Here is an 18,052-nt window from a genome sequence, read left to right on the forward strand (position 1 = left end):
TGGTATCCTCTATGGTGATGGTCTGGGTGACATCGGTACTGTTGCCCGCTTCATCGGTAATCCTATAGGTCCTGGTGATCACCTCAGGGTTGCTGTTGCCATCACTTACATCGCTTACAAAGGTGACCGTTGGGCTCGCGGTACAGTTATCGGACTCATCGGTCACTACCGCAATATCAGCTGCAGGGACATCGGAGGAACACTTTACGCTTACCGAAGCCGGGTTACTGGCTGTAGGGGCAGTATCTTCCACGCTATCACCGCTAAAACTCAAGGTCATTGCAGCTCGTTCAGCACCGGCTTGGCAATAGTGCAAGCCAGAGGCGCCGATGGTCACCGCATTGGTAAAACCCTGACTATGCCAACCGATTAGGGTGTCGTCCCAGTTCTCCATTGAAAGCCCGCTGCCATTGAGCATCCCGGTACCATTAGTCAACTGCCCGATATCCCAATTGCCCAGATCCTCATCAAAAGAGCTTGCCTGATAAAACATAGAGACCATTGTAGTCACATTACTGGTGTTCCAGGAACCAATGTTTGCATTAAAGGAGCTTGCCTGATAAAACATGGAGGCCATATTGGTTACACCGCTTGTGTTCCAGGAGCCAATATTCCGGTCAAAAGAACTGGCACCCGTAAACATGGCAGCCATATTGGTCACGTTGCCAGTTTCCCATGAACTGATGTTCCCATTAAATGAACTTGCCTGATTGAACATATAGCTCATATCGGTTACTCCGGTAGTATTCCAGGAAGGGAAGCTGGTTGTACCCTTAAGTGACGTACACAACATAAAACTTTCGATCATAGTGGTTACGTAGGACAGGTTGGGAGCGTCTGTAGCCTTGACCTCCAGGTTAGCACAGCCGTAAAACGCTTCCTCCATGGTGCTCCAGGTTATGCTGCTTCCCCATTGGTCCACGGAAAGGAGCTTTTGCCGGTCGCCCGAATTATTGAAGTGTATCCTGCTCAGGCTCCCATTCCCGGAGGCGGCGTTACGAAGCGCTAGTTGTATTTCCCCGGCAGTATGCTTATAGGTAGTAACATCCAGGGTTAGAGTCCCGTTCTGGTCGAGCAGTTCGTAGGTCCCATCATTGCCCAGGTCCACGTCGTAGGTCCCCGAGACAGGAATGGTAATGGATTTCCCGTCCGAAGTTCCGGGTTTGGTGGTGTCCCAGGTGGTAACAAATACGCTTGCGGGATCCACTATTGTTACCGTGGCTTGGCAAGTATTTGTGTTTCCATTGGGATCGGTCACCGTCAGGGTTACCGTATTATCACCAAGATCTGAGGTAGTGAAACTATAAGAGGACAGGTTCAGGGTGACGCTGCCACAGGCATCGTTGGAACCGTTGTCCACAAGGTTTGCGGTTAAACTTGCCGTACCATCTGTACCCAACTGGAGCGTCACAGACTGGCATAGGACGGTAGGAGCGGTTGTATCGTTCACCGTAATCGTTTGGGTTAAAGGGGTACTATTCCCGGCTCCATCGGTCACGCTATACGTCCTTGTAATGACCTCTGGATTACTGTTCCCATCGCTCACATCACTCACAAAGGCTACTGTTGGGTTTGCGGTGCAGTTGTCGGCCACACCAGTTACCAGTGCGATGTCCGCAGCCGGGACATTGGATTTGCATTCAACACTGATCGGTGACAGCATGTTTGCCGTTGGAGCAGTTGTGTCTCCCAAGGTGATCTTTTGGGTCAAAGTAGTACTATTCCCGGCCCCATCCGTTACGCTATAGGTCCTTGTGATCACCTCAGGATTGCTATTTCCATCACTCACATCACTTACAAAGGCTACTGTCGGATTTGCTGTGCAATTGTCGGTCACATCCTTCACAATACTGATATCCGCGGCTGGAGCAACGGAAGAACACTGTAGGTTCATAGGGGCCAGATCAGTTGCTGAGGGAGCCAGCTTGTCCTCCACCGTTACTTTAGCCGTGCAACTATCTGAGTTACCACTACCATCGGACACTGTCAGGGTCACCGTGTTCTCACCTGTTTTGGAACAGTCATAACCGGAGGTGTTCAGGGAAAGGATTACCGAGCCGCTATTGTCAGAAGAGTTGTTATTGACATTAGCCGCAGTGATGGTAGCGCTACCCGCTGAATCCAGTTCTACTTTGGTGTCCTTACAAGCAGCTGTGGGAGCAATCTTGTCCTCTACGGTAACCACAATAGTGCAACTGTTCTTATTACCGTTGGGGTCGGTAACCGTCAGGGTTACCGTATTCGTACCTAGGTCGGAGCCCGTAAAGCTGCTCTGCGATAAACCCAGGGAGACGTTCCCACAGGTATCGCTGGAACCGTTGTCCACCGAAGCCGCATCCAGCATTACCGTACCACTCGTGCCCAGTTGTAGCGTTACCGCCGTCTGGCACGCTGCTGTAGGCGGGGTGGTCTCTGCACTGTCACCCGTAATGTTGAGGGTGAGTGCCGCACGCTGGGTACCAGCTGTACAGTAGACCAGTCCGGAAGCACCTATGGTGGGGGTATTGGTGAAACTCTGGGTATACCAGCCGATGAGGGTAGCGTCCCAGTTGCCCACGGAAAGCCCACTACTCTTGAACATAGTAGTGCCATTGGATAACTTCCCCAGGTCCCAGTCTCCCAGGTCCTGATCAAAGTTGGACGCACTATTGAACATGGAAACCATATCTGTAACGCTGCCGGTATCCCATGAACCTATATCCTGGTCAAATACGGCGGCATTCCGAAACATATTGGCCATAGTGGTCACATTACTGGTGTTCCAGGAAGCTATGTTTTGATTAAAGGCACTGGTGTCCATAAACAAGGCTTGCATATTGGTCACCTTGTCTGTATTCCAGGAGGCGATATTTCCATTAAAGGCGCCCGCCCCGTGGAACATAAAGCTCATATCCGTCACCTTACCAGTGTCCCATTTGGAAAAGTCAGTCGCCCCGGTTAGGGAGGTACAGCCGCCAAACATCCAACTCATATTGGATACACTTCCCAGATTGGGAAAATCGGTCGCCTTCACCTCCAAATTGGTACAGCCGGAAAATGCATCTTCCATAGTACTCCAGTAAATTCCGCTACCCCATTGGTCCACGGAAAGTAGTTTCTGCCTGTCGCCTGCATAGTTGAAATGAATCCTGGTAAGCCTGTTCCCGGAAACGGCATTCCTGAGGGCAAGCTGTATTAGCCCGGCAGTATAATTATGGGTGGTGACATCTACGGTTATGGTCCCGGTCTGGCTTAGCAGTTCATAGCTACCATCGTTCCCCAGGTCTACATCATAGGTCCCATAGGCCGGGATAGTGATGGAGTTGTCATTGGACTGGCCGGGTTTGGTGGTATCCCAGGTGGTGATGAACTCGCTCTGAGCGAAGAGGTCAGAGGTTATCCATAAACATAAGAATAACAACAGCAGGGAGCCCCTCTGGCACTTAAGGGAATTTAAGCTAGCACAAGATTCGGGTATTTGTGTAGTGGACAAGAAAAATCCGGGCTTTCCTGGAAACTCCAAATGCTCTGCCCAATGCAATATTCTTAATATTGTTTTTCTTACACTTCTCAAAACAGTCCGTCATTTGTGGCCTAATCTTTACAAATCATTCAACCGGCCAAATTCGTTGTTTTAAGCCTTAAGTGTCCAAGAGTTTGCCAAGCAGAAAGGATTTGTAAAATATTCATATATAAATTACATTTTTTTGACCCTCACTTCATCGAAAAAGTAATAAGTGTGCTTATATAAAAATAAGTGGGTTAATAATAATGAGCCTTATTTCCAAGCCATACATCCAGGTATAGGATTAACCCTTTTATCGTGCTCAAAACTTTATATACAAGGCCTGAAGACCAAGGCCCGGCTGTGCCCGGTCAGGAGATTTCAGCCAGCATAAACGGATATGGATCCTGATCCGCTACCGAACGCTAAAACGTAAGAAGATTGACGGTAATATGATGAAAAACACAGCGTCTGGTAAGTGACATTTCATTGGTCACTTTAAATATCCAAGCTTTGGGTTTGGGTTTAAGAAAAAATTTCCAATATGTTTTTTTTCTGCAGTTAATTGCAACCAACTGCGATTTTGAATCCCTCAGTTTTGTTCCATCAGAGGTCCCTACAGTTTACCCAAAGTATAGAAGGGACATCCGTCTCTATTTGAGCGGATGCCCCTTCAATGGCCGAAGCAGTTGTCTGCCTGCCTGATTATGCGGTTTCCATTATTGTAATGGCAGTCCTGTCATCTGATCTACAGGTAAGTTCCACGTCTATCGCTTCAGATAGACGAATCCCTGGGCAGATGGAGTCCTTCCATCCCCGAACACTATGGTATAATAGTACACCCCGTTGGGCAGCTTTCCATCTGCCATGGTAATGCCCTGGCCGGTAGCGCTTCCGTCCCAGTCCAGTGTACCGGCGTCTCCCTTATATACCGGAGTGCCGTTTTGGTCATAGATGGCCATAGTATAATTGGGGTAATCACGCCTTAACCAGGAAATGGAAAAAGTATCGTTGATCCCGTCGCCGTTCGGTGAGAAGCCCAGTTTGCCCAGATCAGGGAGTCCACCAAGGTCCTTGTCATCCGTACCATCACTGTTCAGTGAGAGTCCTGATCCGCTCAAATCCGGCGACCCACTGAGATCATTGCTGTTGGTACCATCGCCCTTCGGATTCTGTACGAACAAACGTCCTCCCGGGTCTCCGGCTCCACTACAGTTCTTATTATCTCCGATAATGTTGAAGGTCAGTGCGGCACGTTCGGTGTCGGCATTGCAGTACTTAAGTCCAGAGGCACCAATTGTGGGGGTGTTGGTGAAACCCTGATTGTACCAACCGATCAGTGTGGCGTCCCAGTTGGCAACAGAGAGCCCGCTGCTATTGAGCATTAAAGTACCATCTGTCAGCTGCCCCAGGTCCCAGGCGCCCAGGTTTTGGTCAAAGATCGTGGCATTAAAAAACATGCTGGACATATCGGTCACAGCGCTGGTGTTCCAGGCACTAATAGTCTGATTAAAGGCGGATGCAAAAAAGAACATCTCACTCATATCGGTTACGCTGCTAGTATCCCAGGAATTAATGTCCTGATTAAAAGCGTCTGTACTATAAAACATCTGTGACATACTGGTCACTTTGGAAGTGTTCCAGGAACCGATATCCTGGTTAAAGGCCCATGCGTTGGCAAACATGCCGCTTATTCTGGTTACACTGCTGACGTCCCAGGAACTGATGTCCTGGTCAAACACCCAAGCGCTATGGAACATATAACCCATGTCAGTCACCTTGGAAGTGTTCCAGGTGCTGATATCCTGATTAAATGCTTTCGCGTTACCAAACATGCTAGCCATAATGGTCACGTTGGACGTATTCCAAAAACCAACGTCCCCGTTAAAGGTTTCCGCTTCAAGAAAGAGGGCACCCATATTGGTCACGCCGCTCGTGTTCCAGTCATAGAAACCTATTGTTCCTTTTAGTGCGGCACAATGCCTAAACATCGAGGCCATATCGGTCAAGCTGCTTAGATCAGGGGCGTCGCTCGCTTTAACGTCCATATTGGAACAACCCGAAAATGCCCTGTTCATGGTACTCCAGGATATGTTCCCCCACTGGTCCACCGAGAGCAGCTTCTGCTTGTCGCCCGTATTATTGAAATATATCCTTGTCAGTTTCCCGGTCCCCGAGACCGCATCACGCAGAGCCACTTGAATCTCTCCGGCGGTATAGCCATATGACGTTACATCTATGGTAGTGGTCCCTGTCTGGTCTAATAGATCATAGGTTCCGTCATTGCCCAGGTCCACATCGTAGGTACCAGTTAAAGGGAGGGTGATGGAATTTCCGTCGGATGTACCGGTATTGGTCGTATCCCAAGTGGTGATAAATGCACCATCCTCCACGGTCACTGTGGCCTGGCAGCTGTCTGTATTACCGTTCGGGTCGGTGACTGTGAGGGTGACCGTATTCGCACCGAGGTTGGCGGTTGTAAAGCTGGTCTTGGACAATTCCAGGGAGACGTCGCCACAGTCATCACTAGAGCCGTCATCCACAAGATCGGCCGTCAGCGTGGCCGTACCATTGGCGTTCAGTTGCAGAGTTGCCGCCTTACATTTAGGCGTTGGCTTGTTAGTTTCAGCGCTATCACCGCTGATGCCTAGAGTCAATGCAGCCCGCTCGGTACCGGCAGAGCAGTAGACCAGTCCAGAGGCGCCTATTGTGGGGGTATTGGTGAAGCTCTGGTTGTACCAACCTATTAAGGTGGCGTCCCAGTTGGCAACCGAGAGCGCACTATTATTGAGCATGTCACGACCCGATGTCAACTGTCCCAAATCCCAATTACCCAGGTTCTGGTTAAAAGCGCTTGCATAGTGAAACATCCAGCTCATATTGGTTACACTGGCCGTGTTCCAGTAACCGATAGCTCCGTCAAAGGCCGTAGCATACTGGAACATACCGGACATATTCGTGACGTTGCTAGTATCCCAGGAGCTGATGTCCCCATTAAAAACATTTGCATTGTAAAACATGGTGCTCATATCCTTCACGCTGTTTGTGTTCCAGGAGCCAATGTTCCGGTTGAAAGCGGTTGTATTGTAAAACATGGATTTCATTGTTGTCACGTTGCTAGTATTCCAGGAACTGATGTCCCGGTTAAAAGTACTTGCACCGGCTAACATCCAGGCCATATTGGTCACAGCCGCCACATCCCATGTACTGATATCCTGGTTAAAGGCGCTGGCTGACTGGAACATGCCGCCCATATCGGTCACTTTGCTGGTGTTCCAGGCACTAATGGCCTGATTAAAGGCGCTGGCCCCCTGCAACATGCCGCCCATATCAGTCACCTTACTTACGTCCCAGGCACCTATGGCCTGGTCAAAGGCGCTTGCGCCAGAGAACATATAGGACATGTCGGTTACAGCGGAGGTGTTCCAGGAGCTAATACTCTTATCAAATGCGTGTGCCTCCCGAAACAACTCGCCCATATCGGTTACGCCACTGGTGTCCCAGGTGCTGATGTCCTGATTAAAGCTGGAACTGAAAAACATACCGGACATATTAGTCACGCTGGTCGTATTCCAGGATCCGATGGCCTGATCAAAGGCGTACGTCTGATCAAACATATAGGACATATCGGTCACGGTGCTGGTATTCCAGTTGGAAAAGCCTGTCGTTCCCGAAAGTGAGTAACATCTGGAAAACATATGGGACATACTGGTAACGCCACCCAGATCAGGGGCATCGGTGGCCTTGACATCCAGGTTTGAACAGCCGTAAAATGCCTTTTCCATAGTGCTCCAGGAGATGCTGCTTCCCCATTGGTCCACAGATAGTAACTTTTCTTTATCGCCTCCGTTGTTGAAGTGTATTCTGCTAAGGTCCCCGCTTGCGGAGGCGGCATTACGAATTGCAACTTGTATCTCACCGGCCGTAAAGTTATAGGAGGTGACATCAATAGTAATGGTTCCGGTCTGGTCTAGCAACTCGTAGGTACCATCCCCGCCAAGATCCACATCATAAGTCCCAGTAACGGGAATGGTGATAGAATTTCCGTTGGAGGTGCCAGATTTGGTCGTGTCCCAGGTAGTGACGAAAGTGGTGGTGGGATAGGCCAGCACAGTCACCGTAGCCTGGCAGCTGTTTGTGTTGCTGTTGTAATCGGTCGCTGTAAGGGTTACCGTATTTGCACCGAGGTTTGAGGTTGTGAAACTGCTCTTCGATAAACCCAGGGAGATCCCGCAACCATCGCTCCCGCCGTCCACAAGGGAGGCATCCAGGTTGGCTGTACCGTTAGCGTTCAGTTGCAAGGTTGCCGCCTTGCAGGATGCCGTCGGTGGGGTAGTAGACCGCCTGTCACCTGTTATATTGAAGGTGAGTGCGCTACGTTCGGAAACAGCTTCACAGTAGGCCAGCCCTAAGGCGCCTATGGCCGGGGTGTTCGTAAAGTTCTGATTATACCAACCGATCAGTGTGGCGTCCCAATTGGCGACGGAAAGCCCACTGTAGTTGAGCATATAAGTACCATCTGCAAGTTTTCCGAGGTCCCATGCGCCAATGTCCTGGTCAAAAACGGTTGTGCCACGTAGCATATTACTCATATCGGTCACATTGCTTGTGTCCCAGGAACCGATGTCCTTGTCAAAGGCGCTTGCGCCCATAAACATACTTTTCATGCTCGTCACGCTGCTGGTGTTCCAGGAACTGATGTTTCCATTAAATGCATCTGCATTAAAAAACATCTCACTCATATCGGTTACGCTGCTGGTGTCCCAGGAATTAATGTTCTGATCAAAAGTGTCAGCATTATAAAACATCTGTGACATACTGGTCACATTGGCCGTGTTCCAGGAACCGATGTCCTGGTTAAAGGCCCATGCGTTGGCAAACATGCCGCTTATTCTGGTCACACTGCTGATGTCCCAGGTACTGATGTCCCGGTCAAAGACATATGCACCACCAAACATATAACCCATGCCAGTCACCTTGGCTGTGTTCCAGGAACTAATATCCTGATTAAATACTTTTGCGTTGCTAAACATGCTAGTCATAATGGTTACATTGGCCGTATTCCAGGAAGCAACGTCCCCGTTAAAAGCATAGGCATCAAGGAAGACAGCGCCCATATTGGTTACATTGGCAGTATTCCAGTTAGAAAAGCCAATGCTCCCGGTCATTGAGGTACATAGTCTAAACATTGAGCCCATATCGGTGATACCGCTTAGATCCGGGGCGTCCGTTGCCTTTACCTCAAGATTGGAACAACCGAGAAATGCCCTGTTCATGTTGCTCCATGAAATACTACTCCCCCATTGGTCCACAGAGAGCAGCTTGTCCCTATCACCTGTACCGTTAAAATATATCCTTGTAAGGGTACCGGTCCCGGAGGCGGCATTGCGGAGGGCCACTTGTAGCTCCCCTGCGGTATGGCCGTATGCCGTTACGTCTATGGTAGTGGTCCCGGTCTGGTCCAATAGGTCGTAGGTGCCGTCATTGCCCAGATCGACATCGTAAGTCCCCACTGCAGGGATTGTGATGGAATTTCCGTCGGATGTACCGGTGTTGGACGTATTCCAGGTAGTGATGAACTCGCTTTGAGCAAAAAGGCCTGTGCTGAACAACAAGTAAGTGAAAAAGGTAAATAAAGGCCTCTTTAGGCCCGTGATGTAGTTTGTTTCCATAATCTGTAAGTGTTGTATGAATTTTCGTGTTAATCTACACCTTTATAACCAACACTTTATAAGGAAAGTAACCAGCGTTCCAATTTGATAATAAATGGAAGCCGTAAGTAGAACGCGTCATTTGCTGTTGTCCGAAATAATGGGAGTAAATTCAGATCACACTGACCCTGGTTTGGCCTACAAAGGGACTGCGGCCTGATTACCCGATATTAGGGCACTTAAGAAGGAGTGTTTAAGCCGGCATTTCCAGGTATACGGTGGTGCCTGTTGATAGCTCGCTGTCCACATGAAGTTTGGCACCGGCTATCCTGGCCCGTTCCAAAAGCGTACGCATGCCCAGACTGGCACTGTCGCGGATTTTCTCCTTGAAGCTAAAGCCTTTCCCGTTGTCTTTCACCACGATTTCTATCGTACCGGCCTTTCTTTCTATATCTACCGATACCGACCTGGCCTCTGAATGCTTTACGATATTGTTCAATAGCTCCTGCATGATCCGGTAGAGTTGCAGAGATTTCTCATCGCTCAACAGCTCGTCCACATCTTCGATATGGTGGGTGAAAAAGATGTCTGTGTTGGCATCCACCTCATCGATTATCGCCCTTACAGCCGCAGAGAATCCCAACTTCTCCAGGGTGGCCGGATGCAGGTGGCGGGAAACGCTACGCAGTTCTTCCAGGGTATCCATCGCCAGGGATTTTACTGCTGCATCCTCACCGGACTTTGACCTTTTGGCCAACAGCATCAGCTTTTGCCCTACCCCGTCGTGCAGTTCTCTGGCCACACGGGTTCGCTCCTCCTCCTGGCCCTTGATCAGGTTCCTGGAGAAGCGGGCCTGAGCCTGCTGTTTCCTTTTGGTGGCATTCTGTACCCATACCAGGTATAGGATCGTAAGCACAGCCAGTATCCCCAAACCACCAAAAGTGATCCACATGTTCTGCGCCCGGTTCCTGGCGTTTAACAGTGCGATCTCCGACTTCTGGGTGGCGATCTCCGAATCCTTCTTCTCCGCCTCGTATAGCGCCTGGTAATAGGAAAAACCGTTTGCCTTCTGGACCGTCTCTATGGAGTCCTTTATTTTATGGTGGGCCCGGAGATGTGTATGGGACCTGCTTAAATTCCCCAAGCTGTCGTACACTTTGGCTAAAAAGCCATGGGACATATAGATGCCCTCATAGAACTGGGAATTCTTTAGCTTTTCATATTCTCTCTCCCCCAGAAGAGCGGCTCTTTGGTAGTTGCCCACTGCAAATTCATAATGCGCCATGGCCAGGTTATACTCATCCACTTCAAAGAAGTTTCCCTGCGCTCTTCGTTTATCCAGCTCCTGCTTCACCTCTTCCGCTTTATCCAGCATCCCGTTTTCTGAGTAGGCACTCAGCTGGGCCACCAATACCTGTAGTTCGTGAAATACATAATTCGTTTTGAAGGCGTAAACCCTGGTGGAATCCAGGAATCTGATCCGTTCCTCCTGGCTTCCATTTAACATCTCGTCAAAGGCCTGGTTGTGAAATGTAGTATTTAATACTTCATTTCTATTCTTCTCGTTTGTATATCCCCTGGCCTCTTCTATGATCTCCATACGAATTTTTTTTGCCTCTTCCTGAAGCCCGTTCTGGGAGTAAAGTATTGACAGGGTATTTTTTGGGCACCATGCCATTTCGGGATCACTCTCCGATAAAATTTGATAGGATTCCTGTAATGTGGCCGATGCACCCTGGAAATCTCCCATCATAGACTGCAACATGCCCATGTGGTCTTTAATAATGCCCATTTTCGGCTGATCATTAACCTCTGAGGAATATGAATAAGCCTGTTCAAAACTTTCCATAGCCTCATCAAGACGGTTGAGCATTATATAGTTCCGGCCAGCTACGACATATACTCCACTCAATTCCGCTAAATGCTCTTCCCCGGGAACCTTCTCCAATAGATCATAGAAATCCTCCAGGGCCAGCTCCGGGTTTCTCAGTTCCTGCCAGCCGTAAACAATCAATTTGCGGCCGTGTTTCAGGGCTATTCGTGTGGAGTCTAACTCCAGGGCATAATCAATAGTGCTCCTTACGATGGAATCGTAACCAAAATCCGTCCGGTCTTCGATCAATGTGGACAGACTGTCCATCCACATCAGGCGTTCACCACCTTCCGAGTTATTGATCTTTAGCTTTAGGGATTGGACAGCATCTGTGAGGTCCACCTCCTGGGCAGACAGGGATAGGGTGAGTGAACACAATAAAAAAGAGTAAATTGCTTTCATGACCTGGGGAAGTCTTGAGGGGTTAAATATAATAAATTTGTCGTCCTGAGTCAGAAAAGTATAACACTTAACATCTTAAAAATAGACAATCATTGTATATGAGGCAGTTACAGGAAAAAACCTGTCCGAAGGGCATCAACGAATTTCTATTTTACCCGGAAGATCTCCAATATACTGGCATAGGATAACGATAAATTAAAGACGCAAGTCCATCAAAAAAATAAAAACCACTCAAAACGGTGAAATATCTATCATGCCGCAATTAAAACCACTTATAATCTTATAGGCCTGTATCTTCTTAGCCTGGGCATCTTAAAGGAAACCCCTATCACCGCCTGGATAGTACTGTTTACCGCGCTGAGATCTCCATAGGTTACCAAAAAGACATCTAAAGACAGGGCAGTACTTCTGCTAATCCCAAACATATTGGTGAACCCAATCAAAGGATTGATCGCACCTTCCTGGAAATGGTAGCGCGCCCCTGCATGAGTCAAAAGAAAATAGCTTCCGTACTGTGATTTGTATGTGGCCATAAGGCATGTGTTAGTAGAAATTCCCTCGTCGAAGCGTTCCTGTCCAATTTGGGCCGATATCGCCCAGGGATCACGAATGGTTGTACGCAAACCAATATTATAGGCTATTGAGGTACCTTCAAAGTGATCGCTCATTTCAAAAACACCAACATTGACATAAGGGACAGATTGGCCCTTAGTGGTCAGGGAAAGCCCAAGAAATAGGATTGTGATCAACTGTTTCATAGGATTCAATCTGATGCAATACTCCGGGAATCGCTGAAAGGTGATACGCAAAAGCACGGCCATTGAACAAGATCTGCTTAAGGTCCGCTTATCCATTCGGTATTCTGACCAAGCACAGGATTTTGCGATGACCTTGTATCCCCGGATGTCTGAGCCCGGGGCTATTACGGTTTTTGAGAACTCCTTCTTTACCATCCATGTATAGTTGGGATGATGGCAAGGAGAACTATATCCGGAATTATGTTTTCCTGGGAGACCGCACGGACCTAAATTAAGTAAGGGTGCTAATGGTCACAAAGGCAGATGCATAAGTGTTCTACCAAAAGAATAAGTGTATGGTATTTTGTAATTGCTGAAAATCATTACAATAAAAGGGATGCCTGCGGACAATGAATCATCCCTGATCTTATATTCAACTAATAAGTGTCATCCTTCAGTTTTAGGGTCTTCCCTGGAAAAGAGGTAGCAAGTAATTATGTTCAATATCAACCCAATCAAACCGACATGTATGTTGCCAATCGTTTTTACGTCCAGGAAAAAAGCAACCGTTGCAAAAGAGAAGCCTATGATCAGCCCAAGGAACATGCCTCTGGAAGTCACCCTTTTTGAGTAAATTCCCAATAAATACAAAGGCACTATCTGAACCAAAATTTGCATTTTTAATTCAATCAATCCCCATAGTGTTATTTTGGGTTGAAGGGCGATCAGCACCATTAAAAGCATAATACCCCAGGAAAATGCTTTGCCGATCTTAGTGAGTCTTTCGCTTGATGCATTCTTAAGTCTGAGTTTTCCGAATATGTCTTTGGCTATTATGGACGATAAACTCAACAAAACGGAATCCGCGGTTGACATAATGGCTGCTATTAAGCCTACTATGAACAGCATTGAAAATCCCAGGTTAAATGCTGAGGTACTGCCCCAGAAACTCAGCATTGTTGGAAGTACGTCGTCTTTTGACAGCTGTTCCGCATCTGTAAAATGCGGTACGCTTGCCATCCCCAATAAAAACAGAATTAAGACGGTCACAAATGGCATGATTACCATGCCCCCCAGAGACTGACGCAGCGATTTTACGGATTTAGCGGCATATATACGCTGGATCGCTTGTGGATACACCGCGGCACCAAAGCCAATCATGAGCAAGAGGCTGGCCCAATAAATCCTGAATCCACTTTCAGGCACTTCAATCTTTTGGGGTTCATTTTCAATCATCCAAATGCTTATTTTTTCCAATTCAGCAGTATCGGGTACTACGATAAAAAACAAACCTATTAAACCGGTGAACAGCATTACTCCCTGAATTACATCCGTCCAGGCTACAGCCCTCATCCCACCAAGGGATTCATAAACGATGACCACAAAGGCCAGGGATACCACGCCGGCCCAATACGGGATATGTCCGTCGGTAGCGCCATTTACAATATGCCCCATGGCCATTAATTGGGACAGCAAGAAATTAACGGATACAATAACAAGAATACAGTTTGCCAATAAGGTTAGTTTAGGCAGCTTGAACCTGTGGTCAAACCAATCACCGGGGGTTATAAAATTAAATCTCCGTGATATCTGATACAATTGGGGCGCAAAGGTGAGATAAAAGACTACAACAGCCGTCAGATAGCCGAGTATCAATATCATACCCATTCCCTGGTTAACCACTTCCGCAGGGGTTACCAGCATTGTATTAGCACTGTACTGTGTAGCATACAAAGTAAACAGCAATACAAATGAGCCCAGACTGCTTCCGGCCAGGTAAAAATCCTTTAAGGAATTTGATTCTCTTCGTCTATTAGCTAAAAAACCAAGCCCTAACAGAAGGATCAAATAGCCACCGATACTAATTATAAGAATGGTTGTATCCATGGACTATTCCTTCCAGAATTTTTGAATGATCCAAAGGGTAAATAGTGCTATACCAAGTATGGCCGCGATACAAAAAACAACCCATAAAGGTAATCCGAAGGTCAATTGCATGCTCAGGTCTTTGGGCAAATACCAGGGTATTGAAAAGGAAAACAATAGAAGATAAATCAACCAGACCCAATTTGGGAATACTTTTTTCGCTTGCATAGGCAATTCTCAGTTCCTTGTTTACCGTAAATATGGTCAAAATTATTTATTACAGGAAAGACCTATTACCGGTTGGGTTTCTAAAATGGGTTTCCAATAATCCATACCAAACGCTTCTTTTCCTTCCGGAGACAACTGGACATTATGCCAATGAATATTTGATAATCCAGCCTTTTTTAAAGCTGTTTCATGCGTTGATTTTTCAAGATGGTAATTGATCACTTCAATATTGCTCCCGTCGGGATCGAAAAAGCGATAGATGATTTCCGCTCCCTCGGAATGACTTTTATCTTCACGGGTGAAACCGTATTTGTACAAAGTATCAATTGGAGCCTTATAGTCCGGATTGCTATTTATCGTAACAAAACGCCCTCCTGGATTTAGATGGTCTGAAATAGCCTTCCCGAATTGAAGCAGTTCTTCAGCGGTCTTTGCATAGTTAAGCAAGTATGATGCCGTAATAAGGTCAAATTTTTTATTCAACTTTAAGTTTAAAACATCCTGTTCGTGATAAACAATTCCCAGAGGGCTTTGGTTTTCAGCCTTTCTTGCAAGTTGAATCATTGTTTCTGAAATATCTACCCCTTCCACAGCAGGAGCCCCTCTTAGTTTTAACTGCCGGGTATAAAAACCCTCTCCACATGCCAGGTCCAGCACAGTCTTGCCAGACAAATCTCCCGCCAATTCGAATAGGGAAAACCCTTCTATATGTTTTCGCCAGGGTTGCATTTTTGAGGCTTGATATTCTTTTGCAATGGTGTTGTAATCTGTTGCCATACTATAGATTTGAGCTTGTTGCTATTTTAATCTCTGCCAGGGGCTTACCTTAATGTTCTCAATTCTTTTAATCTGGATGAACGGATCTTATACTTTTCGCTAGTGACCGGGTGACCATGTATGGTTCTACGGCCAAGACCACGGCACATCCTTACCAAGCAGATGGAATAATTCGAAACTAAACAGCTATACGAACAGGAGCAAAGACCGATGCATAAGTGACACTTTGAGACGATAAGTGAACAGTATTTCTCAATTAAGATGATGTAAATGGAGGAAAAGGAAGGAAAGACTTTTGTACAAAGTCGGCCTAATTAAATTCCTTTGCCTTGGGCTTAGATTAAACCAGGACGTTGACAATGGCCGCGAAATATTTTAGCATTCAAAACCAAGGCAAAAGTTTTTACGCGGACTCCTCGAACAGCCCACTTATTAATATATTCTCCCGCCCAGGTAATTGCGTTTGCAATAAGTAGTTCTTTACTGATATTTTGGTTTCCTGTTTTAATGAACTCTGAAATGAATTGGATAGGACAAAGCAAAAGCTGATATCGCAATGATGGGTACGCACGCATTTATAATTCCGGTTTACAAAGAATCACCTTATTTGGAGCGTTGTATAAGCAGTTTAAAAAAGCAAAGCCCGGTAAGTGATATACTTATAACGACCTCAACACCCACCCAGGCTACAAGGGATTTAGCAAAAAAATACGGGATCCCATATCTCGTCAATTCATCAGAAAGAAAAGGGATCGCCAATGATTGGAATTTTGCACTTTTAGTGGCAAATTCCGAATATGTAACTATCGCTCACCAGGATGATGTCTATGAGTCTGATTATGTAGGTGAGGTAATGAAAAATATAGAGGGAAGTTCTATAGTTTTCACGAACTATTGGGATGTGGTCAATGGAATCTGTAAAAAGAATACCCTCAATGCCATTGTCAAAAAAATATCACTATTTCCTTTTCTCATCAAATCATCCTACAGAAGCAAATTATTAAAAAAGCTGATCCTGATCTTCGGCAGTTCTATCTGTTGTCCCACGGTAACCTACAACACCAAAATTCTAAATGGTTTTTCGTTTTCCCCTGAATTTAGGTTTGCATTGGATTGGGTAGCCTGGTTAGAGATCGCCAATATGGATGGACGTTTTACTTACATAAACAAAAAGTTGGTAAAACATCGGATCCATAACAAATCTGAAACCACTATTAGCCTGGACAGCGGGCTTGCGCAAAGGGAGGAATTCAAAATTCTTGAACGGATTTGGGGCAGGGCGATTGCAAGGCTTTTTGCAAAATTATACGCTCTTATTCGCAAGGCGACTTAGAGATAAAGACCTTTTTATCGGTTTAGATAGACAACTCCCTGTACTCGTGGTGTGATCTCGTCCCCAAAATCTATGGTATAGTAGTAAACCCCGTTGGGTAGTTTACCATCTCCCAGCACAACACCGCGATCTGAACTGCCGTCCCAGTCCGCTTTTCCTATGTTCCCCTTGTACACCAGAGACCCATTGCGGTCATAGACCGTTATGCTGTAGTTAGGGTAATCCTTCCTCAGCCAGGAAATGGAAAAGGAATCATTGATCCCATCGCCATTTGGAGAAAAGGCGAGATTGTCCGCTCCTGGTGGTTCGTCACAGTTTTGAACGGTGACTCTTACCGCGACGGCAACCCGTTCGGAAATACATCCATTGTCATCCTCCAAGGCCCCGTAATACATAGCGCCGTCCGCCAGTGGAACATGGCTTTCCAGTTCGGTAGTGCCATTCTCTAGGGCATACCAATAAATACTGCCATTACCCGAGGCTGACAGATCCGATATCGAGGGATTATCCAAAGTACAGAACTCCTGTTCGCTCACTACATCCAAAACAGGTGTTTCCAGAAGAGAGACCACTGTAGTGCCCATAAAAATGCAACCATTAGCCAATGTTACCGTAACGGTAAACTCTTCTCCATCCGAAACATTGGTCACTTCCGGATTTTGTATTCCAGGGTTGTTGAATATGGCATCTCCACTACTGGTCCATGACCATGAAGTCCCTAAGCCGCTTATCTCATTCAACTGCAGAGCAAATCCGTGACAGACAGGTCCGCTGTTCGTAGTGACATTTGTGATCATAGGTGGGGTTACCATTACCTCGGCTGTGCAGGTTGACACATTACCACTCTCATCCTCCACGGTAAGAGATACAGTGTTCTGCCCCACGTCGGGACAGCTAAAAGTCGTTTGGTCCAGGGAAAGTGAAATGGCACCACCTAAATTATCGTACGAACCGTTGTCTATGTCAGTTACCTCGATGGTTGCACTACCCATGGTGTCCAGTTCCACGATAATGTCCTTACATATGGCCGTAGGGGCCTGATTGTCCGCTACAGTCACTATGGTCTGACAGCTTGCCGTGTTACCTTGCTGGTCCGTCAACATCAGCCTTACGGTGTTCTCACCCAGGTCCCTGACCGTAAAGTTACTTGGGGACACTTCCAGGGTGACATTCCCGCAGGCATCACCAGAACCATCGTCCACAAGGTCTGCCGTTAGGCTGGCTTCCCCATTGGCGTTCAATTCAAGGGTTGCCGCCTTGCAAAGAGCCGTAGGAGGGGTGGTGTCCTGAACGGTTACTGTGGCGGTACAGCTTGCCGTGTTTTGGCTACCATCGGCCACCCTAAGGGTCACCGTGTTCTGCCCTACATCCGAACAATCAAAATCAGCCCTATCCAGGAAAAGCGATACACTGCTTCCACTGTTGTCCCCCGAGCCTCTGTCCACCTCAGAAGGGCTGATCGTTGCACTACCCCTTGTGTCCAGTTCCACGGTGATGTCCTGGCAATTGGCGGTGGGGGCCACCTTGTCCACTACGGTCACCGTGGCCGTGCAGGTAGCTGTATTCTCATTGGCATCCGTCGCGGTCAGGGTTACCGTGTTCCCTCCCAGGTCCATGGCCGTAAAGCTACTTGGGGCCACTTCCAGGGTAACGTTCCCGCAGGCATCACCAGAACCCTGGTCAACAAGGCCAGTGGTTAGG

Annotated in this window: 8 protein-coding genes; 1 reads left to right on the forward strand and 7 read right to left on the reverse strand. The window is 47.2% G+C overall.

The window, feature by feature from the left end; all coding sequences use genetic code 11:
- The 6 genes from GTQ38_RS20785 to GTQ38_RS20810 all read right to left on the reverse strand — a co-directional run.
- A partial coding sequence (locus tag GTQ38_RS20785; protein ID WP_161437514.1) for a BspA family leucine-rich repeat surface protein occupies positions 1 to 3,400 on the reverse strand: 3,400 nt, incomplete at its 3' end.
- Between the two features lie 851 nt (positions 3,401 to 4,251).
- Positions 4,252 to 9,156, reverse strand: coding sequence for a BspA family leucine-rich repeat surface protein (locus GTQ38_RS20790; protein WP_161437515.1), 4,905 nt, complete (start codon positions 9,154 to 9,156; stop codon positions 4,252 to 4,254).
- Between the two features lie 232 nt (positions 9,157 to 9,388).
- The gene (locus GTQ38_RS20795) at positions 9,389 to 11,410 is read right to left on the reverse strand and encodes a sensor histidine kinase (protein WP_161437516.1); all 2,022 of its coding nucleotides are present in this window, start codon (positions 11,408 to 11,410) and stop codon (positions 9,389 to 9,391) included.
- A gap of 272 nt (positions 11,411 to 11,682) precedes the next feature.
- Positions 11,683 to 12,363 carry a hypothetical protein gene (locus GTQ38_RS20800; RefSeq protein ID WP_161437517.1) on the reverse strand — a complete coding sequence of 227 codons (681 nt, stop codon included), beginning with the start codon at positions 12,361 to 12,363 and terminating at the stop codon, positions 11,683 to 11,685.
- Positions 12,364 to 12,594: 231 nt separating this feature from the next.
- Positions 12,595 to 14,034 (reverse strand): sodium:solute symporter family protein, encoded by a 1,440-nt coding sequence (locus tag GTQ38_RS20805; RefSeq protein WP_161437518.1) that lies wholly within the window; start codon positions 14,032 to 14,034, stop codon positions 12,595 to 12,597.
- A 249-nt stretch (positions 14,035 to 14,283) separates the two neighbouring features.
- Complete coding sequence (locus GTQ38_RS20810) at positions 14,284 to 15,018, reverse strand: class I SAM-dependent methyltransferase (protein ID WP_161437519.1); 735 nt, start codon at positions 15,016 to 15,018, stop codon at positions 14,284 to 14,286.
- Positions 15,019 to 15,574: 556 nt separating this feature from the next.
- Here GTQ38_RS20810 and GTQ38_RS20815 point away from each other — a divergent pair.
- Positions 15,575 to 16,351 (forward strand): glycosyltransferase family 2 protein, encoded by a 777-nt coding sequence (locus GTQ38_RS20815; protein WP_161437520.1) that lies wholly within the window; start codon positions 15,575 to 15,577, stop codon positions 16,349 to 16,351.
- A 14-nt stretch (positions 16,352 to 16,365) separates the two neighbouring features.
- Here the strand turns inward: GTQ38_RS20815 and GTQ38_RS20820 are convergent.
- A partial coding sequence (locus tag GTQ38_RS20820) for a T9SS type B sorting domain-containing protein (protein ID WP_161437521.1) occupies positions 16,366 to 18,052 on the reverse strand: 1,687 nt, incomplete at its 5' end.

Origin of the sequence: Poritiphilus flavus (assembly GCF_009901585.1) — a bacterium.
Taxonomy (GTDB): Bacteria; Bacteroidota; Bacteroidia; order Flavobacteriales; family Flavobacteriaceae; genus Poritiphilus; species Poritiphilus flavus.